General features: G+C 61.6%; 16 protein-coding genes and 1 pseudogene. 8 read left to right on the plus strand and 9 right to left on the minus strand.

Annotated features, from left to right (window positions below; genetic code table 11):
• Positions 1-21 precede the first annotated feature (21 nt).
• From SAB01S_RS09760 to SAB01S_RS09780, 5 genes are all read right to left on the minus strand, one after another.
• Entirely contained in the window at positions 22-1,596 is a 1,575-nt protein-coding gene (locus SAB01S_RS09760; RefSeq protein WP_062732831.1) for a glycoside hydrolase family 43 protein, read from the minus strand.
• Positions 1,593-3,248 (minus strand): glycoside hydrolase family 43 protein, encoded by a 1,656-nt coding sequence (locus SAB01S_RS09765; protein ID WP_062732832.1) that lies wholly within the window; start codon positions 3,246-3,248, stop codon positions 1,593-1,595. The genes SAB01S_RS09760 and SAB01S_RS09765 overlap by 4 nt, the downstream gene beginning before the upstream one ends.
• Before the next feature lie 114 nt (positions 3,249-3,362).
• A complete protein-coding gene (locus SAB01S_RS09770) occupies positions 3,363-4,370 on the minus strand; it encodes an SMP-30/gluconolactonase/LRE family protein (RefSeq protein WP_062732833.1) in 1,008 nt (335 codons plus the stop codon).
• On the minus strand, positions 4,367-5,467 hold the full coding sequence (locus SAB01S_RS09775; RefSeq protein ID WP_062732834.1) for a Gfo/Idh/MocA family protein: 1,101 nt from the start codon (positions 5,465-5,467) through the stop codon (positions 4,367-4,369). Before SAB01S_RS09775 ends, SAB01S_RS09770 begins: the two co-directional genes overlap by 4 nt.
• A 62-nt stretch (positions 5,468-5,529) precedes the next feature.
• Positions 5,530-5,835: a response regulator transcription factor gene (locus tag SAB01S_RS09780; RefSeq protein WP_083951265.1), complete on the minus strand. Its 306-nt coding sequence runs from the start codon at positions 5,833-5,835 to the stop codon at positions 5,530-5,532.
• A 285-nt stretch (positions 5,836-6,120) separates the two neighbouring features.
• Here SAB01S_RS09780 and SAB01S_RS09785 point away from each other — a divergent pair, with 285 nt between their 5' ends.
• Both SAB01S_RS09785 and SAB01S_RS09790 read left to right on the plus strand, forming a co-directional pair.
• Positions 6,121-7,467, plus strand: a complete 1,347-nt coding sequence (locus tag SAB01S_RS09785) for a GntT/GntP/DsdX family permease (RefSeq protein ID WP_062732835.1) — start codon at positions 6,121-6,123, stop codon at positions 7,465-7,467.
• A gap of 43 nt (positions 7,468-7,510) precedes the next feature.
• The gene (locus SAB01S_RS09790; RefSeq protein ID WP_021227314.1) at positions 7,511-8,188 is read left to right on the plus strand and encodes a FadR/GntR family transcriptional regulator; all 678 of its coding nucleotides are present in this window, start codon (positions 7,511-7,513) and stop codon (positions 8,186-8,188) included.
• A gap of 12 nt (positions 8,189-8,200) precedes the next feature.
• Here SAB01S_RS09790 and SAB01S_RS09795 read toward each other — a convergent pair whose 3' ends face one another.
• Positions 8,201-8,680: a gluconokinase gene (locus tag SAB01S_RS09795; RefSeq protein WP_174525639.1), complete on the minus strand. Its 480-nt coding sequence runs from the start codon at positions 8,678-8,680 to the stop codon at positions 8,201-8,203.
• A 221-nt stretch (positions 8,681-8,901) separates the two neighbouring features.
• Here SAB01S_RS09795 and SAB01S_RS09800 point away from each other — a divergent pair, with 221 nt between their 5' ends.
• The 4 genes from SAB01S_RS09800 to SAB01S_RS09815 all read left to right on the plus strand — a co-directional run bounded on the left by SAB01S_RS09800 (position 8,902) and on the right by SAB01S_RS09815 (position 19,869).
• Complete coding sequence (locus tag SAB01S_RS09800; RefSeq protein ID WP_062732873.1) at positions 8,902-11,931, plus strand: glycosyl hydrolase family 28-related protein; 3,030 nt, start codon at positions 8,902-8,904, stop codon at positions 11,929-11,931.
• Between the two features lie 195 nt (positions 11,932-12,126).
• On the plus strand, positions 12,127-15,027 hold the full coding sequence (locus SAB01S_RS09805) for a TonB-dependent receptor plug domain-containing protein (protein WP_245646451.1): 2,901 nt from the start codon (positions 12,127-12,129) through the stop codon (positions 15,025-15,027).
• Between the two features lie 77 nt (positions 15,028-15,104).
• A complete protein-coding gene (locus SAB01S_RS09810; RefSeq protein WP_062732838.1) occupies positions 15,105-18,146 on the plus strand; it encodes a glycosyl hydrolase family 28-related protein in 3,042 nt (1,013 codons plus the stop codon).
• Positions 18,147-18,240: 94 nt separating this feature from the next.
• Positions 18,241-19,869 (plus strand): DUF5597 domain-containing protein, encoded by a 1,629-nt coding sequence (locus tag SAB01S_RS09815; protein WP_062732874.1) that lies wholly within the window; start codon positions 18,241-18,243, stop codon positions 19,867-19,869.
• Between the two features lie 55 nt (positions 19,870-19,924).
• Here the strand turns inward: SAB01S_RS09815 and SAB01S_RS18830 are convergent, their stop codons facing one another.
• The 3 genes and pseudogenes from SAB01S_RS18830 to SAB01S_RS09825 all read right to left on the minus strand — a co-directional run bounded on the left by SAB01S_RS18830 (position 19,925) and on the right by SAB01S_RS09825 (position 22,445).
• The gene (locus SAB01S_RS18830) at positions 19,925-20,659 is read right to left on the minus strand and encodes a hypothetical protein (protein ID WP_369405242.1); all 735 of its coding nucleotides are present in this window, start codon (positions 20,657-20,659) and stop codon (positions 19,925-19,927) included.
• 87 nt (positions 20,660-20,746) lie between these two features.
• A pseudogene (locus SAB01S_RS18835) lies at positions 20,747-21,435 on the minus strand (UxaA family hydrolase); the annotation flags it as partial.
• A gap of 125 nt (positions 21,436-21,560) precedes the next feature.
• The gene (locus tag SAB01S_RS09825; protein ID WP_062732875.1) at positions 21,561-22,445 is read right to left on the minus strand and encodes a LysR family transcriptional regulator; all 885 of its coding nucleotides are present in this window, start codon (positions 22,443-22,445) and stop codon (positions 21,561-21,563) included.
• Between the two features lie 149 nt (positions 22,446-22,594).
• Between SAB01S_RS09825 and SAB01S_RS09830 the strand changes: the two genes are divergently transcribed.
• A complete protein-coding gene (locus SAB01S_RS09830) occupies positions 22,595-23,707 on the plus strand; it encodes an S-(hydroxymethyl)glutathione dehydrogenase/class III alcohol dehydrogenase (protein WP_062732876.1) in 1,113 nt (370 codons plus the stop codon).
• A 106-nt stretch (positions 23,708-23,813) separates the two neighbouring features.
• Positions 23,814-24,067 (plus strand): alpha/beta hydrolase-fold protein (locus tag SAB01S_RS09835; protein ID WP_245646452.1); only part of this gene is annotated, 254 nt, incomplete at its 3' end.

Here is a 24,067-nt window from a genome sequence, read left to right on the forward strand (position 1 = left end):
ATGTGGCGGGGCGACCGGTGCCTATGGCTGGATAGCGTCAGCGAGCGGCATGAGCGTGACGCTGTCGACGTCCATATAGCCTCCGGAAGAACCCGGATTATAGCAGGACAGGGCAATCTGCTGGCCCTGAAAGGTACCCGTTCGCCAATCGAAAGCGAGCGGAAAGGGGCTGCCCACATCGCGCCATTGCCGATTGTCGCTGCTATAGGCGAACCGGCCGAAATTGGACTGAAAATCCAGGTCGACGCGTAGCCAGACCCTCGCCGCATCCAGGGAAAGCGCGGGCACGCGGACGTCGGTTTGCGGACCGTCCTGCGTGCTTTCCGTGATCTGCATCCGCACACTGCGCTGGCCGTCGGTAGCTCCGACCACGGAGAGTTGCGCGCTATATTTGCCAAAGCTGCCGAAACCGCAGAGATCGCCCGGCTGGAGGCCCTGCACATCGACCTTTGCAATCGCACGCATGCGCGGTCCCTGCGCCTTTTGCGTCAGCGTATTGCGTGCCGTCCAGATGCCGTCGGACCGTGTGGCGTGGAGCCGCAGAAAGCCGGGCCGCTGGGTCAACGACCATTTGCTGTCATCCGGATTATGGTTCCACTGCCATTGCAATCCTAGTCTTTTGGCCGAAAAATCATCGGACGACGGCGGTTCGGAAAAGCCATGCCCTGCAATCGGTTTGGGCGATCGTTCGGGGACGACATCGGGTCGATCGGGCGTTCCCCACCAGGGCCAGCCATCCTTCCAGAAAATCGGGCTGATATTGGTCATGCGGCCGATCGCGCCCGCGTCGACCATGACGAAACCATACCAGCTGCCATCGGGCATATCGACGATCGCGCCCTGATGGCCCCCGGTCCTGTCGTCGATGGACGGCTTCGTTTCCCAAGGACCCCACAGGCTGCGCGCGCGCGATACGGTCATCGCCAGCTTGCCGGGTATGGCGTTGAAGAGATAATAATAGCCATTGTGGCGGATGATCTTCGATCCTTCCGCGCCCTTGTTGTAATAGGCTTTGCGCGCGGCGGTGACCGCGGTCAGGTCCTTGGTCAACGTCAACAGCGTGACAGTGCCGTCGCTGCCGATGGAGGTGCCAAGATAGGCGGTCCCATCATCGTCGATGAACAGAGCGGGATCGAAGGCCTCGCGGTCCAGTTCGCTGTAGGTCCAGGGACCGGCGATCGTCTTTGCGCGATAGATGCGGGTCTTGTGCCCGACGGGCGTCACCGCGACGTAGAAGTGGCCATCATGATAGCGCAGGCTGGCGGCGTAGAAGCCCCGGCGATAGGCATTGCCTTGGGTCAGATCATAGCGCGGATCGCCATCCAGCCGATCGACAACATGGCTTGCGATCCGCCAATTCACCAGATCCTTCGAATGAAGGATGGTGACGCCCGGCGCATTGGCGAAGGTGGTCGATACGAAATAGAAATCTTCCCCAACCCGGATGATGTCGGGATCAGGATAGTCGGCGTAGAGCACGGGATTGCGATAGGTGCCATCGCCCTGATCCGAGCGCCAGACCTGCGCGGGCAACGGGGCAGCAAGGCCGGCGGCCAGCAACAGCGCGCAGAGGTGGGCCCATGTCCGTCCGCTCATGACGCGGGCGTATAATGATAAGGCCCGACCACCGTGCCGACGAAGCCGCCAGCCTTTTTGGTGCTGAGCAAGGTGGCATCGATATCGTCCGCCAGCGTTTGAGCGCGGCCGCCGACACTATAATCAAATCCCATCGTTCCACCGGTCATGCGAATGGTCAGGGTGATGGGGCGGTCTGTCGTGAGAGGGGCCGATTGCACCAGCCTATCGGCATCCGCCGCATCACGGGTATAGAGCGCGAGCATAGGTCGACCCGCAATCTGGGTCACGCCGAAGAAGAGGTTGCTGCGATCGCTTTGCACCGCCGCCAGGCCCGCGCGGTCGCCATCCTTTTCCGGAACATAGCGCAGCGTCGTTGAGAAAGTGGCGTTTATATGTTGCTGCCGCCGTCCGATGAACGCCGGCACGCCATCGAGGTCGCCGAGCGGCGCCCCGCTGTCCAGTTCCAGCATGCCGTTGCTCAGGCGATAGAAAGGCTGTTTGGGTGTGCGAATGCCGATCCACTGCATCGGCAGCTTGGGGCCATCGAATGTTTCGGTATAGGCGATGTCCCCGCTGGTGGGGAGCGCCGGGGCGGATTGCGGGGGAAGGTCGGGGGCTTTGAGCGTATGGGGAATGGCCTCGCCTTTCGGCAAGATGATCGGCCAGCCGTCCTTCCATGTCACGGGCAGCAGGAATGTTTCGCGGCCGATATTATAATAATCATCGGCATAGGGCCGGACCGCCAGAAATGTCGCCCACCAGTCGCCCTTTTGCGTCTGCACCAGCTTCGCATGACCGGCGGACCCGATGGCGTCGGGGCGCGCGGGATCAAGGTCGCGCTGCGTCAATATGGGGTTTTGGTCGAACGGCACATAGGGGCCGCGCAGGGATTTGGCGCGCAACACGACCTGCGAGTGATTGACGCTGGTGCCGCCCTCTGCTGCGGTCAGATAATAATAGCCGTCCTTGCGGAAAATATGCGGACCTTCGATCCACACGGGCTTTTTGCTGATGTCGACACCGCCGGTGATCAGTTGCGTACTGTCGCCCACCATTTTGCCGGCGCGCCAGTCATATTCCTGGATCCAGATGGCGCGATGGCCGTCATAGCGGGGCGGCTCGTCGGGCGCGCGGTTATTGACGATATAGGCCTTGTCCCCCTCCCAATAGAGGGACGGGTCGATGCCTTCGAAGGGGAGCCAGACGGGGTCCGACCAGGGACCGGCCGGATCGTCTGCTGTGATGACGAAGTTACCGCCGCATTCAACGCAGGTGTTGACGATGTAGAAGCGGCCGTCGTGCCAGCTGATGTCAGGCGCGAAGACGGCCTGCGAGATGCGCCGGCCGGAAAAGTCGAGCTGGCTGGGGCGGTCGATTGCGTTGGCGATCTGGGTCCAGTGCACAAGGTCTTTCGACGTGAAAATCGGCAGACCCGGAAAATGCGCAAAGGAACTGTTGACGAGATAATAGTCGTCGCCGACCCGCGTCACCGAAGGGTCGGGATAGTAGCCGGCCAATATGGGATTGCGAAATTCGCCCTCTTGCGGCGCGACGCCTTTATCCGCCTCGCCACTGTAGCGAAACTGGTCAAACCGCGCTGGGGCGGCAGGAAGGGCGCTCGATATACTCAGCAAGAGCGCTGCACATAAGGCTTTCCTGCGATGGCGCATCGGCATGTTCTCCCCTTCGGACGGCGCGGCGGTTCCCGTTTAACTGCGTCCGCTAAGACTGATAGCGCTATCACTTTCGCTTGTCGAGCGGAACGGGCCAGTGCGATCCGTCAATCAGGATAGACGCAAAGGAACGACGGCCAGCATATCGCTGGACGTCAGGAACAGACTTTTGCCCGTGTTTCCGATGCAGCAATTAGCGATCGCCTTGCCCGTACGTATGACACCCAGACGTCGGCCATCGGGCGCACAGACATGGACGCCACCCGGCCCGGTCGCAAAGACATGACCATCCGGCGCCACATCCATGCCATCTGGCAATCCCGGCTCGCCGGCGGCAAGTTGGGCATGCATGTCGAGAAACAGATGGGGGCTGCCCACCTGGCCTTTTGCATCGAGCGGATAGGCCAGCACTTGCGGACGTTTCTCGTCGGACAGCGCCAGATAAAGCGTGGCGCCGTCGGGCGAAAGGCCAACGCCATTAGGGCGGCGATGGCTGCGATCGAGCAATGTGACGGCGTCGTCGGGATCAAGCCGGAACAGCCCGCAGAAATCCAGCTCGCGCAGCGGCGATTCGTCCGCCTGCGCCAAGCCATAGGGCGGATCGGTGAAATAGATGGCCCCTGACGGCGCTACGCACAGATCGTTGGGACTGTTGAAACGCTTGCCTTCATAACGATCCGCCAGGATCGTGCGCTGCTTAGTGCGCAAGTCGATCTGGACGATGGCGCGCGTACCGCTGTCCGCGCCTACCAACATGCCGCCAGGCGTGATCGCAATGCCGTTGAGGCCCGGCTCCCTTATTCCCTCTGGCACAATTGTCTGCAAACCAGACGGGGACAGGAAGGGCGTGACGCCCTGCGCCTTTGTCCAGCGATACAGGATGTTGGACGGTGGATCGTTGAACAGCAGATAATCGCCCTGAGGCACCCAGGCCGGCCCTTCGGCCCAGCGATAGCCACGCCCGATGACCTTTACCTGCGCGTCCGGCGCAAGGATGCGATCGAGCGCCGGATCGAGCCGGTCAATGCGGGGCGCGGCCATGCCGCCCGCCGCTTGTGCCAGCATGGGCGTGAGCGGACTCGTGGCCAAGCCGGCGAGGATGGTCCGGCGGCCGATCATGCGGTCATGGCGATGGTGCGCCCCTCCGCCGCCGAACGATAAATGGCTTCGATAACGCGCAGGTCGGCGAGGCCTTCTTCTCCCGGCACGATCGGCGTGGTGCCATTCACGATGCATTCGGCCAGATGGTCAAGCTGCCCGGCAAACTGGTTCTTGGCCGGGGCAGGAAGGACACGCGGAGTGACAATGCCGTCCTTCCGGATGCGCATGGCATGGCCTTCATAAGGGGTTGCCGGCTCCATGTCGATCCAGCCTTGGGTGCTGACCACGCGATAGGCATTATGCGCCGAACTATAGCTCGACACGCAGGTCGCCTCGATACCCGATGGGAAGCGCAGCAGGAAGCTGATCCGGTCCTCCACGGTGCGGAAGCGGGGGTCGGACCGGTCGGTCGCCTCGATCGCGCTGACCGACACAGGTTCCTCCCCACTGAGATAGCGCGTTGCGTTGAGGCTGTAGATACCGATGTCCATCAGCGACCCGCCACCCGACAACGGGCGATCGAGCCGCCATTGGTTGGGCTGGATGGGGAAACCATGTTCGGAGGTGATGATGCGCGTCGGCCCGACATGCCCGCGCCGCGCCAGGTCAATGGCCAGACGATTATAGGGCTCGAAGCGCGACCGGTAGCCGATCATCAACAGCTTGCCCGCCTTGCGGCTGGCGTCGATCATCGCGTGGCATTCGGCCACGGATATGGCCATCGGCTTTTCGCACATGACATGCTTGCCCGCCTGCGCCGCCCGGATGCTATATTCCGCGTGCATGCTGTTGGGCAGCACGACATACACCACGTCAATGTCGGGATTATCGCGGATGCGATCATAATTAGCGTAGTTGTAGCGGTGCGTAGCGGGGATATTGTACTGCTCGCCATAGCGCTGCAATTTCTCGGGCGTGCCGCTGACCAGCGCCACCAAGCGCGCATGTTCGCAGCCGGCAAAATTGGGCATGATCTGTCGCGTCGCGTAAGTGCCAAGCCCGACTATCGCATAGCCTATCGGTCGCTGCGCGGCCCGGGCTGCTCCCGCGCCGATGGCGGAGAGGGCCAAACCCGCGCCAACCGTTTTCAATGCCGATCGTCGCGATCCGTCCATGACTTATCCTCCCGTTGCGCCAAGCGCCTTATTTCGCCCTGTAACAGGTTGGAACGACCCGTTCAGTCAGCCATTTTGCTGAGCGATCGATCGGAGGCGTCCGGCAGCCAGGCGAGCGAATTGGCGATGATCGCGACTTGCGTGCGGTTGCGCACGTTGAGCTTGCGCATCAGGGCAGTCATATGGACCTTCACCGTCGCTTCGGCCATGCCGAGCTCATAGGCGATCTGCTTGTTGAGCAGGCCTGAGTGGACGCAGCGCATCACTTTCATCTGGGTGGGCGTCAGGCGAGGCGGCGTGACAGCTGCCGGCGCGGGTGCGCCGTTGTCGTGAACGCGATAGCCGTGCGGATTCGAGGCGACGTGCATCTTCCCTCTCCCTGTTTCCGATCCGGAAAATATCAATGAGCTTCTGAACCTGACTCGTTAGCGATATCTTATGAGGACTAGTCATACAGGTTCAAGCAGAAATATTGCAGAAAAGCATATTTTATCTGGATATCGTCCTGAAACGCAGTAAACCTGTCCAACAGGTTCAACCGTTAATCACCGGTTTGCGGCGAGTCTGAGGATAGCGACAACATTGGGGGAGAGGATGACGATGGCATTGCGTCGACTTGATCGCGGCCTGCACTGTCTGAAAGGGCTGCGGCTGTGACTCCGGCCGATTATCGGCTGATCGCAGCGGCCATCATCGGCATTGCGCTTTCCATCATCCTGATCATCCGCGGACGACTGCATCCCTTCGTGGGATTGCTCTGCGGCGCGTTTACGGTTGGCCTTCTGGCCGGACTTCCCATGGAGGAAACAGCCAAGGCCGTCGAAAAAGGCGCGGGCGCGATCCTTGGCGGCACCGGACTTGTGGTCGCGCTCGGCCTCGGGCTCGGGGCCATGTTGCAACTCTCCGATGGCGCCGGCGGTCTTGCCCGCGCGGCGTTGCGACTCTCCGGCGCGCGCGGCGCGCCCTGGGCAAGTCTTCTGACGGCCATCGTCATAGGCCTGCCCCTGTTTTTCGAGACCGGGCTGGTATTGCTATTGCCGATCGTCGCGTCAGCGGCGGCGGCTTTGCCGGCCGGTCAGAATGGCGACACGGCAAAGCTGCGCCTCATGCTGCCGGCGCTGTCGGGCCTGTCCGTCGTTCATGCACTGGTGCCACCGCATCCGGGGCCTTTGCTGGCCGTTAATGCTTTGGGCGCCAATCTGGGCCTTACTCTTCTTTATGGGCTGATCGTCGGGATTCCGACCGCGATCATCGCGGGTCCGCTCTTGGCACGCTTCACCGCCCCGGGCGTGAAGCTCAGCCCCCCCCTGCTTGATCCGGTCCGGGCCGATGTGCCGACGCCATCAGTGGGACGGGCGTTGACGGCCGTGTTGCTGCCCGTCGTCCTCATCGCCGCAGGACAGGCGGTTGCCCTGATGCCCGCGCCCGTGGCCGCGCACTTCACCTGGCTGGCCTGGGTAAGCGATCCCGTCGTAGCGTTGCTGGTCGCGACGCTGGTGGCCTTGCCGCTGCTCTTTGGTCGGCGCATCACCGAAAGCCGGATTCAGGGCGCGATCTGGACCGAGGCGATGACCCCGGCCGGCGGCATCATCCTGGCGATCGGCGCAGGAGGCGCGCTCAAGCAGGTGCTGGTGACCGCCGGCCTGTCCGACCTTCTGGTGAGGTTGGCAGACGGCGGCGCAATCTCGCCGCTGGTACTGGCCTGGGGCGTATCGGTCTGCATCCGCCTGGCGACCGGTTCGGCGACGGTGGCGACGATCACTACGGCCGGCGTGATGCAAGGGCTGGTTTCCGCGTCCGGCGTGGACCCTGAATGGATGGTGCTGGCGATCGGGGCGGGATCGCTATTTTTCAGCCATGTCAACGATCCCGGGTTCTGGCTGGTGAAAAGCTATCTCGGCACCGATATGGCAGGGACGTTCAAGACCTGGTCCATCATGGAAACTGTGGTGGCGGTGGTCGGCCTGCTGCTGGTAATGCTGGCGAGCAGCATAATGTAGGGAGCGGAGCCGCAATGGCCATCGCAGCAGGACGAGCGACGTCATGAGCCAGATCCGGTTGTCCGATCAGGCCTATGCCGGCATCGTCGAGATCATCAAGTCGGAGGATCTGGAAGTCGGCGCGCGCCTGCCGTCAGAGGCGAAGCTCGCGGAAACCTTTGGCGTATCGCGCGCCATCGTGCGCGAAGCGCTGGTGCGGCTGGCGTCGGACGGCATTACGGAGGCGCGGCGAGGCGCCGGGTCCTTCGTCAAGAGCCGGCCTTCCGAGCGGCTGGCAGCCTTCATGCCGATGAGCGAATTGTCCACGACGCTGGGCAGTTATGAAGTTCGTTTCGTGCTGGAGGCGGAGGCGGCCCGGCTGGCGGCAACCCGCCGAACCGCGCAGGAAATGGCGCATGTGGAGGAAGGCATGGCGTTGCTGCGCGAGGCTTTGCTGTCCAGTGAGCCAGCCCATGCCGAAGACATGGACCTGCACCGGCGGATCGCGGCGGCGACCGGCAATCCCGCCTTCATCCAGGCGTTCGATGCGCTGTGGCCCGATGTCGAAAAGATCATGCGCGCAGGCGTCGATATTTCCCGGTCCCGGCCCCCGGAGGTCGTTGAAACGATGCTGCGAGAACATGAAGTGATCGTCGCCGCCATTCGCGCGCAGGACCCTGAGGGCGCGGCGCTGGCGATGCGCTGGCATTTGTGGGAGGGACGCCGGCGTCTGATGCCCTGACGCTCTGGTCGATCAGCGCAGCCAGTGCAGCGCTGCATCCCGCAATGCGGCGGGGTCCGCGTCTGTATTCAGGATCATGGCGTCTTCATCCTGACCTGGCCGCTCCAATGTTGCCAGCTGGCTGTCGAGCAGACTGGTAGGCATATAATGGTTGGCCCGAGACTTCAGTCTTGCGAGCAGGCGTTCGCGGCTATTTTCCAGCAGGATGAACCGCACGGGCGCTGCAATGGCGGCGCGCAGCCGCGCCCTATAGGCCGCACGCAACGCGGAACAGGCGATCACCGTGCGGCCTTGGGTTTCAACGGCGGCATTGGCAGCCAAGCCGATGCGATCGAGCCAGGGCCAGCGATCCTCGTCGGTCAGGGGGCAGCCCGCGCGCATCTTGGCCACCGCCTCGGGCGCGTGGAAGTCATCGCCTTCCAGAAAGGGCGCGTCGAGTGCCGCCCCCAGCAGCGATCCGAGTGTGGACTTGCCGCAGCCGCTGACCCCCATCACGATGGCGGCAAAATTCGGCGTGGCAGCAGGGTCTGGTAGGGGCGGCAAAGCAGGTCCTCGCAATCGGTGCGAAACCCCTGCACAGGCGTCGCTATGTGGGATCATGCTATAGGAGCGCGGGCCAACCCCTGAAAACTACGACCTTTGTCGCAAGTGCCCCCGTCATCATGCTCCTTTAGCCCTGATCCCTGGATGCAATGATTTTGGGAGAGGCGATGATGATCGGACGCAGCATCATGGCGGCGCTTTTGACCGCAACCGCGATGGCGGGTGTAAGTTCGGCTCACGCCGCCGAGCCATCGGTCTTTCCCACCGCCCCCCAGGAACCGAGCGCGATTACGGTTGCGGGCAAGGGCGACGGCCACGCGGACGACAGCGACGCAATCCAGCGAGCGCTCGATAGCGCGCGGGACAAGACGGGTCATGGCATGGTCTTCCTGCCGTCGGGCACCTATCGCATCAGCCGCACGCTGGTCGTGCCTCCCGGCGTGCGCATCTATGGCGTGGGTCCGACGCGGCCCGTCATCCTGCTAGGAGCCAGGACTCCCGGGTTCCAGCAGGGTGTGTCGACCATGATCGTCTTTGGCGGCGGGGATCAATATCGCGTCGGCGATGTGCCCGTGCCGGTGCCCACCATCGTTCCCCGCGACAAGGTCGTACGCGACGCCAATTCCGGCACCTTCTATTCGGCGATGAGCAATGTCGACATAGAGATTGGCGCGGGCAATCCCGCAGCGGCCGGCGTGCGTTTCCACATGGCGCAGCACGCCTTCCTCAGCCATATGGAATTTCGCCTGGGGGACGGATTTGCCGGCGTTTATCAGGCAGGCAACATCATCGAAAATGTCCATTTCCAGGGCGGCCGCTATGGCATCGTGACGGAAAAGACCTCCCCCGCCTGGCAATTCACGCTGATCGATTCGACCTTCGATGGTCAGCGCGACGCCGCGATCCGCGAGCATGAGGTGGACCTGACCCTGGTCAATGTGGCCATCCGCAATACGCCGGTGGGGATCGAAGTAAACCGGGGCTATGGCGACAGCCTGTGGGGCAAGGATGTCCGCTTTGAAAATGTCAGCCGGGCGGGCGTCGTCATTTCGAACGAAAACAATGTTTTCACCCAAATCGGCTTTGAAAATGCGCTGGCAAAGAACAGCCCGGTTTTCGCGCGCTTCCGCGAAAGCGGACGCACGGTCGACGGCAAGGGCGATGCCTATAAGGTCGCGTCCTTTTCCTACGGCTTGATGGTGCCGGACCTGGGCCATGTCGGCGAATATCGCACCGATGCCGAGATCGAGGCGCTGCCCGCACTGCCGGCGCGACGCACGCCTGCCATTCGCGACCTGCCGCCCATGCAAGACTGGGTCAATGTCCGAACGCTGGGAATCGTAGGCGACGGCAAGGCAGACGATACCGCCGCTATTCAAAAGGCGATCAATGCCCATCCGATCCTGTATTTTCCAACCGGCTTCTACAAGGTCACGGACAAGCTGACTTTGCGGCCGGACAGCATTCTCATCGGTCTGCATCCCGCCATCACGCAGCTTTATATCCCCGACGAAAACCCGCGCCATGCCGGGCTGGGATCGGTGCTGCCGATCTTGGAGAGCCGCAAGGGCGGGGATAATATCCTGTCGGGATTGGGGTTGTTTACGGGTCGGGTCAATCCGCGCGCGTCGGCGCTGCTGTGGCGGTCAGGCGAAAAGAGCCTGGTGGAAGACCTCAAGATCATGGGCGGTGGCGGCACGCCTACCGCAGACGGCAAGATGCTGGGGACATTGACGGTCCATACCGGCGACCCGGTGACCGACCATCGGCTGGATGCGCAATATCCCAGCATCTGGGTGACGGACGGCGGCGGCGGCACTTTTGCGGACGTATGGAGCCCCAACAGCTTCGCCCAGGCCGGCTTCTACATCAGCGACACCAGCACGCCCGGCCATGTCTATGAAATGTCGGTCGAACATCATGCCCGCAATGAGTTCGTGCTCGACAATGTGCAGAACTGGGAATTTTTGGCGCCCCAGACCGAGCAGGAAGTGGGTGACGGACCGGACGCCGTGTCGCTCGACATTCGCAATTCGAAAAACCTGCTGTTCGCCAATTATCACGGCTATCGCGTCACCCGGACCTACGCGCCGGAAAAGAGCGCAGTGAAGCTGTATAATTCCAGCGATATCCGCTTTCGCAATGTCCATGTGAACGCCGAAAGCGGCTATGCGACCTGCGACGATGAAGGATGCGGCACCTTCCTGCGCGCCAGCAAATATCCGTTCGACAATGCGATCGAGGATGTCTCGCGCAAATTGTTCGTGCAGGAGCGGGAGTTTGCCAAGCTCGACATCGGCGCGGCCGACCGGGCGATTCCAGCGCCCACACCCAGCATGGCCCCGGTCGAGAAGCTGGAGGATGGCTTCTGGTCCATTTCCGGGGCGGCTGTGGACACCAAGGGCGCACTGTATTTCATCGACCGACGGTTCCAGCGCATTCACCGCTGGAGCGAGGGCAAGGGTCTGGAGATCGTGCGCGATCAGGCGCTGGACCCGGTCAATCTGGCGGTGGATGCATCAGGGCATCTGCTCATACTCTCCTCGCTTGGCCCCAAGGCCGGGGTCTATTCGATCGATCCCGAAGGACCGCTCGACGCATTGACGCTCATCAAGCCGACCCCGGTGCGGCCTGCCAGCCAGAAGCGTACCTTGCTGCCCGTCAACTGGTGGAACAATGGCGAATTTCGTGACCAGCTGGATCACAAAAGCTATGAGTTCACGACACTGGCCGAAATGTTCGCCCGCGATGTTGGCACTCCCAAGGCGCAGGAATATGTTTCCCCCGACGGCAGCCTGGCGCTCCCGGCGTTTCGGGTCTGGCAACAGGGGCCGATCGATCATACCGGCTGGCGCTGGTCCGACGGGCTTAACGCCAATGGCTTCGTGAGCGGTAAAATGGGTGAACGGATATTCGTCACCAACGCTTCGGAAAATAAGACCTATAGCGGGACGATCGGGAAGGGTGGGTCGCTTGTTGATATCAAGCCCTTCGCCAATCGCGGCGGCGAAAGCGTTGCCGTGGACGGGCAGGGGCGCGTCTTCGTCGCCAATGGACAGATTTTCGTCTACGGTCCCGACGGCGCGCAGAAGGGTCGGATCGACGTGCCGGATCGTCCGCTTCAAATCCTGTTCGGCGGTCCTGACAAGCAAACGCTCTTCATCCTGACGCATCACGCGCTTTACGCAGCAAAGCCATGAAAAACGGCGGTTTCGTAGCGTCTACGACCTATGTCGTAAGTGCCCTAGAAGCCCTGTTACGATAGGGAAACCGATAATCGCCGCACAAGGCGTGGCCAACCCGGGGAGGGTGGCCGACAGAGGGAAGGATCAAGGAAGGTGAGGAAGTCCATTATCCGCCATTGCATGGGCGCCAGTTTGGTAGCGGTAACGATCATGTCCTTGTCGGGCCTGGCGCACGCACAAAGTGTCGCCGACGTCGCCCCTCAGGACGAATCCGCAGCGACATCGGCGCAGAGCGCCGCGGACATTGTCGTTACCGGGTCGCGCATCACCACCAGCGGCTTCACCGCGCCGACGCCGACCACGGTGATCGGCGAAGAGCAGATCGCCAACAACGCGCAGCCCAATGTGTTCAACACCATCGCGCAGCTGCCCTCGTTGCAAGGGTCGACCGGCGCAGCCACCGGGACATTCAGCACGTCGAGCGGTCAGCAGGGCCTTTCGTCCTTCTCGCTGCGCGGCCTTGGCACCATTCGGACGCTGACACTGCTCGACGGCCAGCGTGTTGTCGGCGCAAACGTGACCGGCGTCCCCGACATTTCGATGTTCCCGCAATTGCTGGTGAAGCGGGTCGACGTGGTGACGGGCGGCGCATCGGCTTCCTACGGATCGGACGCGGTTGGCGGCGTCGTCAACTTCATCACCGACACCCGATTTGAAGGGTTCAAGGGCAATATCCTGGGCAGCATCACCAAATATGGCGACGATGAAACCGCGCTCGTCCAGGCGGCCTATGGCACATCGGCGATGGATGGTCGGCTGCATTTCGTCGTCAGCGGCGAATATGACCATGAAGGAGGCGTGGGCGCAGGCGACTTCGGCACCGATCTCGCCGGCAGCCGCGACTGGTATCGCGCCACGACGCTGTTCAACACGGGCCAGACCAACAACGGCCTGCCGCAATATGTCTATGGCGATTATGCGCAGCCCTACCAATATGCCCGCTATGGCCTGATCAACAATGGTCCGCTTCAGGGCATCGCTTTCGACGCGAACGGCACGCCCTATAATTTCCAATATGGATCCAATGGTCAGCCGCTCGGCAATGGCCGGGTCAGCAATTGTTTTCAGGGGAACAGCTTCTGCCAGGGTGGCGACCTGTCGGGCGCGCCCGGTTCGGGCGCATCGCTTAAATCATCGCTGGAGCGGATCAACGGCTATACGCGCCTTGGCTATGACTTTGCCGATAACAATGAAGCCTATCTGACGGTCAATATCGCGCAGGTGAAGACCAACAACCAGCCGAGCCCCGGCTATGGGCGCGCCAACCTGACCGTCCAGTGCGACAATGCCTTCCTGCCGCAGACGATCCGCGATCAGTGCGCGGCGGCTGGCATCACCAGCTTCGGTTTCGGCTCTTCCAACGCCCAACTGCCCGACCCGCAGGTCTATACCGATCGCAAGCAATATCGCTTCGTTGGCGGCCTTAAGGGGCAGTTCGGCCTCGGCGGCACGGACTGGAATTATGACGCCTATTATGAACATGGCATCACGATCTCCGACATTCGGGTACGCGATATCGTCCTGCAAAATCGCTATGTCGCGGCGGCCGATGCGATCACGCTGAACGGTGCGGTCGTATGCCGCGACCCGGTGGCGCGGGCCAATGGCTGCGTGCCGATGAACATCTTTGGCAACTTCACCCCCTCCGCCTCAGCGCTGGCCTATGTCGCGCCGCACGAAAATGGCCCCTTCCAGCACACCAAATTGACCCAGGACGTGGTCAGCGCCAACTTTTCGGGTGAACCGGTTGAACTGTGGGCAGGGCCGCTCGCGGTGGCGTTCGGCGGCGAATATCGGCGCGAATTTTATCGCGTCAACGCCGATCCCTATGGCGCAGGCGTGTCGCCACTCAGTCCGAATGACGAGAATTACCCCGCCGATCCGCTGCTCAATTCCGACCTTGGCAGCAACTGGGCGGCGGGTAATTATAAAAATGGCCGCGGCAAATATGAAGTTTATGAAGGCTTCCTTGAAATCAACCTGCCGCTGTTCGACAGCCAGGGGGCGGGCCGCGCGAACCTGAACGCGGCGGGTCGCGGCACCCATTATAGCACGTCGGGCACGGTCTGGGCCTGGAAGGTCGGCGGCACCTGGGACACGCCGCTGGATGGCATTCGCCTGCGCGCCGTCACGTCGCGCGACGTGCGTGCGCCCAACCTGTCGGAGCTGTTCGCCGCGCCGACGGTGACGACGCTGCCCAACTTCAACGATCCGTTCCGCAACGTCGCTGTGTCGACCTTCCAGAACACGATCGGCAATCCGAACCTCAAGCCGGAAATTGCGCGCAACACCGAGGTCGGCATCGTCCTGTCCCGGCCATCCTGGGCGCCGGGCCTCAGCCTGTCCTTCGACTATTACAACATCAAGCTGAATGGCGTTGTGTCCAGCCTGTCCGCGCAGCAGATCGTGCAATTCTGCTTCGAAGGCAATCAAGCCTTCTGCGGGGGCTTCAGCCTCGACAATGCGAACCAGCAGCAGAATTTCGTCAACGTCCAGCCGTTCAACCTGGCGTCGTGGAAGACCAGCGGCTTTGACATAGAGGCAAGCTATCAGTGGCAACAGCCGCTCGGCCTGCCCGGCACCTTCACCGTCCGTGCGCTGGGCACCCACATCCGCGAGTTCATCGTCAATGCCGGCATCGCCGGCGTCGATCCGGTGGATCAGGCGGGCGCCAACAATGGCGCCACGCCCGATTGGAAATGGCTGGCGGTCCAGACCTACGATACGGGCAAGCTGACACTGACGGTGCAGGAACGCTGGTTCAGCGACGGCACCTTCGGCAATCAATATATCGTCTGTCAGTCCAGCTGCCCCGCATCGACCGGCAACCACCCGACGATCAACTACAACAAAATGAAGGGCGCCTTCTACATGGACGTTGGCGCGACCTACAAGATCACGGATCAGGTATCGATCTATGGCAAGGTCGACAATCTGTTCGACAAGGATCCCGTGGCATCGCCGCAGACCAACACCGGTCTGGACATCAACCCGGCGCTCTATGACACATTGGGCCGCATCTATCGTGCAGGCGTCCGTTTCAACTTCTGATCTGATATTCCCTGTCCCCACCCACCTGTCCCGGCCCTGCACGGCCGGGACATATTTTTCCCAGTGGAGAGCATTGCATGAAATACGGATTGAGTGGAGCCTGCGCATCGATGCTGCTGTGCCTGGCGGGCGCGCAGCCGGTGCTGGCGTCGCCATCCGTCTATGTGACGGCCCCGGACGAGCCGCGTGCCGTGACGGTGAAGGGCGTAGGCGACGGCCGCGCCGATGACAGCGCCGCGATCCAGCAGGCGATCGACCAGGCCGCGACTGCCGGGGGCGGTATCGTTTTCCTGCCCGCCGGCACCTATCGCATCAGCCGGACATTGTTCCTTTATCCCGGCGTGCGGCTTTTCGGCATCGGCGCGCAGCGACCCGTCATCCTCCTTGGCGCGAACACGCCCGGATTTCAGCGGGGCGTCGCCCATATGCTGATGTTCACTGGCAGCCAGCGCCAGACCGACAAGGGCACGCCGGCCGCGGCGTTTCCGCCAGCGGGCAGCGTTCCGTTCAACAAGGATATTGCCGACGCCAACCCCGGCACCTTCTACTCCGCGCTCGCCAATGTCGATTTTCGCATATTGGATGGCAATCCGGCCGCGACGGCAATCCGATTTCATTCGGCACAGCATAGTTTCGTGTCCCACGCGGACTTCCACATCGGGTCCGGGCTGGCCGGGCTCTATCATGTCGCCAATGAAGCCGAGGATCTGCACTTTTATGGCGGACGCTATGGCATATTGGCCGAGAAAACCTCCCCTGCCTGGCCCTTTGCCCTTGTCGACTCCACATTTGAAGGGCAGCGCGACGCCGCCATTCGGGAGCATGAAGCCGGGTTGACCATGGTCAATGTATCAATTCGCGACACGCCGGTCGGCATCGAAATCGACAAGGGCTATGGCGACTGGCTGTGGGGCCAGGACATGCGCTTTGAAAATGTCTCCAGGGCCGGCGTCATCATCTCCAACGAGGAGAATGTCTACACGCAGGTTGGCTTCCAGAATGTGGTGGTCGCCAACATGCCTGTGTTCGCGCATTTCCGGGACAGTGGCCGCACCCAGCAAGGAGCGGGCGCCGCCTATAAGGTCGACAGCTTCACCTATGGGCTGACCCTGCCCGGCACGGGGCGCATGGGCACCTATGAAACCGCCATGAAGGCGACAGCGCTCAATGCCCTGCCAAAAGCGAGCGATACCGCGATCCGCGCGCTGCCCCCGGTCAGCGACTGGGTCAGCGTGCGTGCGCTGGGCGCGAAGGGAGATGACCGGACGGATGACACCGACGCGTTGCAACGGGCGATCGACACGCATCGCGTCGTCTACCTGCCAGCCGGCTTCTATCGCGTCAGTGACACTTTGCGCCTGCGCCCCGACACGGTACTGGTGGGCCTGCACCCCAGCCTGACGCAGATCGTTCTGCCGGACGGGTCGCCAGGGTTTCAAGGCGTCGGCGCGCCCAAGGCCGTCATCGAAAGCGCACAGGGCGGCGATGCGATCGTCCAGGGCATCGGCATCAATAGCAACGGCGCCAACCAGCGGGCGACCGCCCTGCTGTGGAAGGCCGGCGAGAAGTCGATGGTCAATGACGTCAAATTCCAGGGCGGGCATGGCACCAACCTGTTCGATGGCACGCGCGTCAATCCCTATAACAACAACGCGACGGGCGACCCCGATGCGGCGCGGCGCTGGGACGGGCAATATGCCAGCTTGTGGGTGACGCAGGGCGGCGGCGGCACCTTCGCCAATATATGGAGTCCCAGCACCTTCGCGCATCCCGGCATCCTGATTTCCGACACGAAAACGCCCGGACGGATCATTCAGGCGTCTGTCGAACATCATGTCCGCAGCGAGATTACGCTGAACCGGGTGTCCAACTGGGAATTGCTGGCCCCGCAGACCGAAGGTGAGGGGGGTGAAAGCGGTGACGCCACTGCGCTGGAAATTCGTGACTCCGACAATATCCTGGTTGCCAATTTTCACGGCTATCGCGTCACCCGCACGCGCAAGGCCGCGCCGGCGGCCGTCACCTTGTATAATGTGCGCGACATTCGTTTTCGCAATGTTCATGTGAATGGCGAGAGCGGCCTTGGCACCTGCGACGAAAATGGCTGCGCGACATTCCTGCGCGTCACCAAATTTCCCTATTCCAACGCGATTCAAGACGTGACCCACGGCATCGACGTGCGCGAACGCGAATTTGCCGTGCTCGACGTGACGGATAATCCTGCTGCTCCCGAACCGTCCCGCCTTGGCGCGCCGGTCGAAAAACTGGCCGATGACTTTCATTCGATCGGCGGCGGCGCAGTGGATGAAGAGGGCAGGCTGTACTTCATCGATCGGCAGTTTCAGCGCATCTGGCGCTGGTCCGAGGATGGGAGACTGGAGATCGTCCGCGACGCCGCGCTCGACCCTGTCAATCTGACGATCGACAAATCCGGCAATCTGCTGGTGCTCTCCTCGCAGGGACGCAATGGTACGGTCTACAGCTTCAAGCCCGGCACGCCCGAGACGCAGATAACCGTCATTGCGCCGACACCGGTCGCGCAGGGCAAGGACGCGATCGTCACCATGCCCGTCAATTGGTGGAACAACGGCGAATTTCGCGACCAGATCGACCCCGACACCTATCGTTTCACGACGCTCCAGGAAATGTTCGCACGCGACATGGCCAAGCCCAAGGCGCTTCAGTTTGTCTCGCCCGATGGCTCTGTCGCGCTTCCGGCATTTCGCGTCTTTTCCCAAGGTCCGACGGATCATCGCGGCCGCCGCTTTTCCGATGCACTCGACACCTATGGCTTCGTTCAGGCGCCGCCAGGCGAAAGGCTGTTCGTCACCAACGGATCGGAGAACCGCACCTATAGCGGGGTGGTGGGTGCAGGTGGCACATTGACCGATCTCAAGCCCTTCGCAAACCGTGGCGGGGAAGGGGTCGCCACCGATGCGCAGGGACGCGTCTATGTCGCCAATGGCCAGATTTTCGTCTACGCGCCCGGCGGCAAGGAGATTGGACGGATAGACGTGCCCGAGCGACCTTTGCAGCTGGTCTTTGGCGGCAAGGACGGCAGGACGCTCTACATCCTCACGCATCATGCCCTGTACGCCACGCGGACGCCTGAGGCGTAAAGGGACAGGCTGCGATGCGAAAGCGGTCATCACATGACTGCCCATGCGAAATCACGCTGATCCATAGCGCAGGCAAGCGGCGAAGAGAAAGATGATGCACCGTGTCTTTGGCCTCGCCGCGATGGCCCTGCTCTTTTCCCTCGCCACAGCCGCACAGTCGGCGGATGCAGCAACGTCTTTGCCGCGGCTGGAACGCGGGGACGGCCGACACGCCCTCCTGGTCGATGACGCCCCTTTTCTGATTCTGGGCGCTCAGGCCAATAATGCCGTCAATTATCCGACCATGTTGGATACGGTCTGGCCCGTGCTGGACGAAATTCACGCCAATACGCTGGAGATCCCGGTTGCGTGGCAGCAGATCGAGCCTGTCGAGGGCAAGTTCGACTTTTCCTATCTCGATACACTGCTGAAGCAGGCGCGAGAGCATGACAAGCGGTTGATTTTGCTGTGGTTTGGAACCTGGAAAAACACCGGATACGGTTACACACCAGACTGGGTGAAGTTGGACAGCAAGCGCTTTCCGCGGATGAAGACGAAAGAGGGCAAAGACCATGATGTGCTGAGCCCCCATGGCGCGCAGACAATGGCCGCCGATCGGACGGCTTTCGTCAAGCTGATGGAATATCTGCGCGATCATGATGCGCAGAACAGCGTCATCATGGTTCAGGTTGAAAATGAAACCGGCAGCTACCGTGTTCCGCGCGACTATGGTGCGGAGGGCAATCGCCTTTTCGCCAAGCCGATACCGGAGCCATTGTCACGCGCGACGGGTAAACGAGGCACATGGGCACGCGCTTTTGGAGATCAGGCTGACCGCGCATTCAACAGCTGGTATATCGCAGCCTATGTCGAGGAGGTCGCGCGCGCGGGGAAAGCGATCAAGGCTCTGCCAATGTATGTCAATGCGTCATTGGCGGGGCCGTCAAACGTCCCCGATCCAACCGGCGTGGCGAGCGGCGGGCCACAGCAGGATGTTCTTGATATCTGGAAGGCCGCCGCCCCATCCGTCGATTTCCAGGCGCCGGACATCTATGACGCCAAAAGTGCCAACGTCGTCCAATATCTCGACAAATATGCGCGGCCTGACAATGCGCTGATGGTGCCGGAAATCGGCAATTCCCTTCCGTTCGCACGGTATTTTTACGAGGCGATCGGGCGAGGGGCGATCGGCTTTGCGCCTTTCGGCATGGATCGCAGCGGCTATTTCAATTACCCTCTTGGGGCCAAGGCGTTGGATGATGAGATTATCGGCGCATTTGCTTTGCCGTACGCCATGGTCGGATCGATGATGCGGGACTGGGCGCGTTTGTCCTATGCCCACCCGACCTGGGGACGCGCAAAGCCTGACGATGGGTCGGCTGTATCCGCCATCATGGGAAACTGGAAAATCACTGGGGAGTGGGACCAATGGCAGTTCGGCATGAAGGAATGGAAAGCCTTTGCCGCCGAACCGCCGCCTGCGGCCGCTGAGCCGGTTGGCGGTTTTGCCCTGATTCAATTATCGGCCGACGAATTCCTGCTGATCGGTGATCATGTGCGTGTCACGTTCGAACCCGCGCCTGGCTCTCCGCCTAACGCTATCATGCTTCGGGTCGAGGAAGGCCGCTTCAAACAAGGGACTTGGCAGATGAAGCGGATATGGAATGGCGACCAGACCGACTATGGTTTGAACCTGACGGACCGGCCGCAGGTTCTGAAAATCATAATGGGCCATTATCGATAACGGAGCGACAGGGGGGGCATGCCAAAGCCGTCCCTATCATCTCTCGCACTGGCGATTACATCCACGCGCCCAGTTGCCAGGGCACGAACTCGAAATCGCCAACGCCGATAATCTCCGAGCGGGTCGGTTCGCCGGACGCGGTGGATAGGATGCGCTCGTAGATCCAAGCGCCTACGTCTTCGAGCGACATGCCGTCCAGGATGGGCGAACAATCGATATCGATGTCGTCCGCCATTCCGCGCGCAAGAGCGGCGTTGGAGGCCAGTTTCAGACATGGCGCAGGCTGTGACCCGAACACCGACCCCCGCCCGGTCGTGAAAGCCAGGACGTTGGCGCCCGATGCGATCTGACCGGTTGCCGAACAGGGGTCGTAGCCTGGCGAGTCCATGAAACTCAGGCCATGCGCGCGCCGCGGCTCTCCGTAGAGCAGCACATCCGCCAGCGGAGAACTGCCCGCCTTTGCGATCGCGCCCAGCGACTTTTCGAAAATAGTCGTGAGGCCGCCCGCTTTGTTGCCGGGCGAAGGATTATTGTCGAGGCTGGCGCCGTTGCGCGCTGCATAGCTTTCCCACCAGGCAATCCTGTCCTGAAGCGCGCGGACGACGGTCGGATCAGCTGCCCGTGCCATCAACAGATGCTCCGCCCCATAAATTTCGGGGGTTTCGGACAGATAGGCGGATCCGCCGGCCGCGATCAGCAGGTCGGTCGCGACCCCAAGCGCCGGATTCGCGGTCACGCCGGACCAGCTGTCTGATCCCCCGCATTGCAGACCAAGAACAAGGTCGGACACCGGGCGGGTCTGCCGACTATCGGCCGCAGCCTCCTCGATCAGTTCCTGGACGATGGCGGTTCCCTGATCGATAGCCGCCGCCGTGCCGCCGGCGTCCTGGATCGTCAGCCTGCGCAGGCGCGGGCCGGCGCTCAAGCCGTGACGGTCCAGCAACTCGTCGATTTGGGCGACTTCGCATCCCACCCCAGCATCAGCATACCGCCGAAATTCGGGTGGCGGGCATAGCCGGCCAAGGTCCGTTCCAGGACTTCGAAGCCGTCCCCGGACTTCGCCATGCCGCAGCCGCTGCTGTGCGTGAAGGGAGCGACGGCGTCGATGGAGCCGGGAAGGTCCCGTTCAAACTTGCGCGCGATCCGGCGCACCGCCGTCGCCGCACAATTGACGCTGGCGATGATGCCAATGACATTGCGCGTCCCAACCTGTCCATCGGCGCGCAGATAGCCATCGAACGTCGTCCTTTCGGGACAAGGGCGCGCTACCGGGCAGGCGGGGGAGGGCGGAAGTGACGTTGATGGCGTCGCTGCACAGCCGCTGACTGTCAAATTGTGGGAATGCACATGCGCACCAGCCGGAATGAACCGGGACGCCTGGCCGATGACCTGCCCATATTTGCGCACCGGTTCACCAACAGCAAGGTCGCGCAACGCCAGCTTATGGCCCGATGGAATCGGGTCAAGCACGGCCACGCCCAGAACAGCGTCGCCCGCAGCCACGGTCTGGGTTACGACGGCGACGTCGTCATTAGTCGCTATGCGCAGCGCAGGAACCACGGTCATCGTCCTCCATATCGGACCATCGGTTCACATATAGGAAGGGCAAAGGCAAGTGCGCGACGACAAACCCCATTCTTCCAGACGATATGTTCTCATACGTGATTGCTACGACCGCGCCGCGGTCGCGTTTAGATGCAGCGCATCTCCGCCGACATCTGATCGCGGATATGATCGATGGCCGCCCGAATTTTTGGCATCAAATGCCGGCGTCGGGGATAAACGGCCCAAATCGGTTCTTCGTCCGGCCTTAAGCCAGGAAGGACCAGCCTCAGCTGTCCGCTGCGAATATGCGGCAAAACATAAAATTCCGGAAGCTGGCAAATGCCCATGCCCGCGAGGCACGCATCCACCACCGCATGGCCGCTATTGCAGCGAAAACGAGCGTTGGGCCGGTAAAGCAGCGTTTTGCCGTCGACTTTGAAATGCCATGTCGGGCTTGTGCCAGCGACGCAGTCATGGCGGTCGAGATCTTCAACGCATATGAGCGCCGGCGCGCGGTCCAGATAGGCGGGGGCCGCGCATGTCAGAAAGGATCGATCGCCAATCTTCGTACCCATCAGGCGCGTGTCGGTCAGCGCGCCCGTGCGGATCGCAAGGTCATGTCCCTCCACGATCAGGTCCACGACCCTGTTGGTCAAATCCAGGGTGACGCTTAAGCGGGGATGCCGCACGGCAAAGCGGCGCATGATGGGAGCGAGAAACCGTTCGCCCATGGCCGTGGAGCAGGTGAGCCGCAACTCGCCTTGGGGTTCGCTTTCCTCATGGATGAGCGCCAGCATGTCCTCCCTGTCCGCGATCAGCTGCCGGCAATGATCGAGCAGCGACCGGCCAGTATCGCTCAGCCTGACGACGCGGGTCGTACGGTGGAAAAGCCGAGTATCCAGGCGTTGCTCCATATCGTGGATGGCACGGCTGATATGCGATGGAGACACGCCCAGTGCCCGCGCTCCGCCAATGAAAGAGCCAGCGGTCGCGACTGCGACAAATTCGTCAATCCCGTCCCAACCTGACATGCTATTGTCCCAAATATGGCGCGATGAATTTTCCATCGGAAGCCTTATGCCATTTTGGGGATAGTGATAACAGGCATTGAACGGGTGAATGAGACAATCGGTTTAACATGCAATTCTGCACGCCGAACCAGTCTATCAAGGAGTTGAGCATGAAGACGAGAGCCGCCGTAGCTTTTGCCGCGAAGACGCCGCTGGAAATCGTCGAGGTCGATCTGGAAGGACCGAAAGCAGGCGAGGTGCTAGTCGAAATCATGGCGACGGGCATCTGCCATACCGACGCTTACACGCTGGACGGCTTTGACAGCGAGGGCATTTTCCCGTCAATCCTGGGTCATGAAGGTGCGGGCGTCGTCCGGGACATCGGCCCGGGCGTCACCAGCGTCAAGCCTGGCGACCATGTCATTCCACTTTACACCCCTGAATGTCGCCAGTGCAAAAGCTGCCTGTCGGGCAAGACCAACCTGTGCACTGCGATCCGGGCTACCCAGGGGAAGGGCTTGATGCCTGATGGCACGACCCGCTTTTCCTACAAGGGTCAGCCGATCTTTCATTATATGGGCTGTTCCACTTTCTCCAACTTTACCGTGCTCCCCGAAATTGCGGTTGCGAAGATTCGCGAAGATGCGCCCTTTGACAAGAGCTGCTATATCGGTTGCGGCGTTACGACCGGGGTAGGCGCTGTCATCAACAGCGCCAAGGTGACGCCCGGTTCGAACGTGATCGTTTTCGGTTTGGGCGGGATCGGCCTCAATGTCCTGCAGGCCGCCCGACTGGTTGGGGCCGACCGGATCATCGGGGTTGATATCAACGCGGACAAGGCCGAATGGGGCGAACGTTTTGGCATGACCCATTTCTACAACCCGGCTGGCAAAAGCACTGCGGATGTGGTCGCCGATCTGGTCGCGTTGACAGACGGGGGGGCGGATTACACGTTCGACTGCACAGGCAATACCGAAGTCATGCGCCAGGCGCTGGAGGCATGCCATCGCGGTTGGGGCGTTTCCACGGTGATCGGCGTCGCGGAAGCAGGTAAGGAAATCTCGACGCGCCCATTCCAGTTGGTCACGGGCCGGGTTTGGCAGGGTAGCGCCTTTGGTGGCGCCAAGGGACGGACAGACGTGCCCAAGATCGTGGATTGGTACATGAACGGCAAAATCGAAATCGATCCAATGATCACCCATTTCCTGAATTTGGAAGATATCAACAAGGGGTTCGATCTGATGCATGCGGGCGAAAGCATCCGATCGGTCGTGGTCTTCTAATCCCACCGGGTCGGGAAGGGCAGGAGCGTCTGACCGTGGGTGCGGCGCCCTGGCCTTGGTCTGACCTCTTACCCCGGCCCATCTTTGCGGAGAGACAAGCATGACGATCGAAACCGTGTCTGCCAACCAGAGCTTTGGCGGCGTGCAGGGTGTGTACAGGCACGCATCTTCAGCCACAGGGACGGACATGGTGTTTTCGGTTTTCGTGCCCCCGCATGAGGAAGGCGCGAAGCTGCCGGTCGTATGGTATCTGTCGGGCCTCACCTGCACCCATGCCAATGTGACGGAAAAGGGCGAATATCGCCGGCTGTGTTCGGAACTTGGCCTGATCTTCGTCGCACCCGATACCAGCCCGAGAGT

Source organism: Sphingobium abikonense NBRC 16140, assembly GCF_001598335.1.
In the GTDB taxonomy this organism is placed as follows: Bacteria; Pseudomonadota; Alphaproteobacteria; order Sphingomonadales; family Sphingomonadaceae; genus Sphingobium; species Sphingobium abikonense.

Coding starts and splice junctions, on each gene's coding strand:
- SAB01S_RS09760 (WP_062732831.1), bottom strand. CDS start 1,596: ATGAGCGGACGGACATGGGCCCACCTCTGCGCGCTGTTGCTGGCCGCC.
- SAB01S_RS09765 (WP_062732832.1), bottom strand. CDS start 3,248: ATGCGCCATCGCAGGAAAGCCTTATGTGCAGCGCTCTTGCTGAGTATA.
- SAB01S_RS09770 (WP_062732833.1), bottom strand. CDS start 4,370: ATGATCGGCCGCCGGACCATCCTCGCCGGCTTGGCCACGAGTCCGCTC.
- SAB01S_RS09775 (WP_062732834.1), bottom strand. CDS start 5,467: ATGGACGGATCGCGACGATCGGCATTGAAAACGGTTGGCGCGGGTTTG.
- SAB01S_RS09780 (WP_083951265.1), bottom strand. CDS start 5,835: ATGCACGTCGCCTCGAATCCGCACGGCTATCGCGTTCACGACAACGGC.
- SAB01S_RS09790 (WP_021227314.1), top strand. CDS start 7,511: ATGAGCCAGATCCGGTTGTCCGATCAGGCCTATGCCGGCATCGTCGAG.
- SAB01S_RS09795 (WP_174525639.1), bottom strand. CDS start 8,680: ATGGGGGTCAGCGGCTGCGGCAAGTCCACACTCGGATCGCTGCTGGGG.
- SAB01S_RS09800 (WP_062732873.1), top strand. CDS start 8,902: ATGATCGGACGCAGCATCATGGCGGCGCTTTTGACCGCAACCGCGATG.
- SAB01S_RS09805 (WP_245646451.1), top strand. CDS start 12,127: ATGTCCTTGTCGGGCCTGGCGCACGCACAAAGTGTCGCCGACGTCGCC.
- SAB01S_RS09810 (WP_062732838.1), top strand. CDS start 15,105: ATGAAATACGGATTGAGTGGAGCCTGCGCATCGATGCTGCTGTGCCTG.
- SAB01S_RS09815 (WP_062732874.1), top strand. CDS start 18,241: ATGCACCGTGTCTTTGGCCTCGCCGCGATGGCCCTGCTCTTTTCCCTC.
- SAB01S_RS09825 (WP_062732875.1), bottom strand. CDS start 22,445: ATGTCAGGTTGGGACGGGATTGACGAATTTGTCGCAGTCGCGACCGCT.
- SAB01S_RS09830 (WP_062732876.1), top strand. CDS start 22,595: ATGAAGACGAGAGCCGCCGTAGCTTTTGCCGCGAAGACGCCGCTGGAA.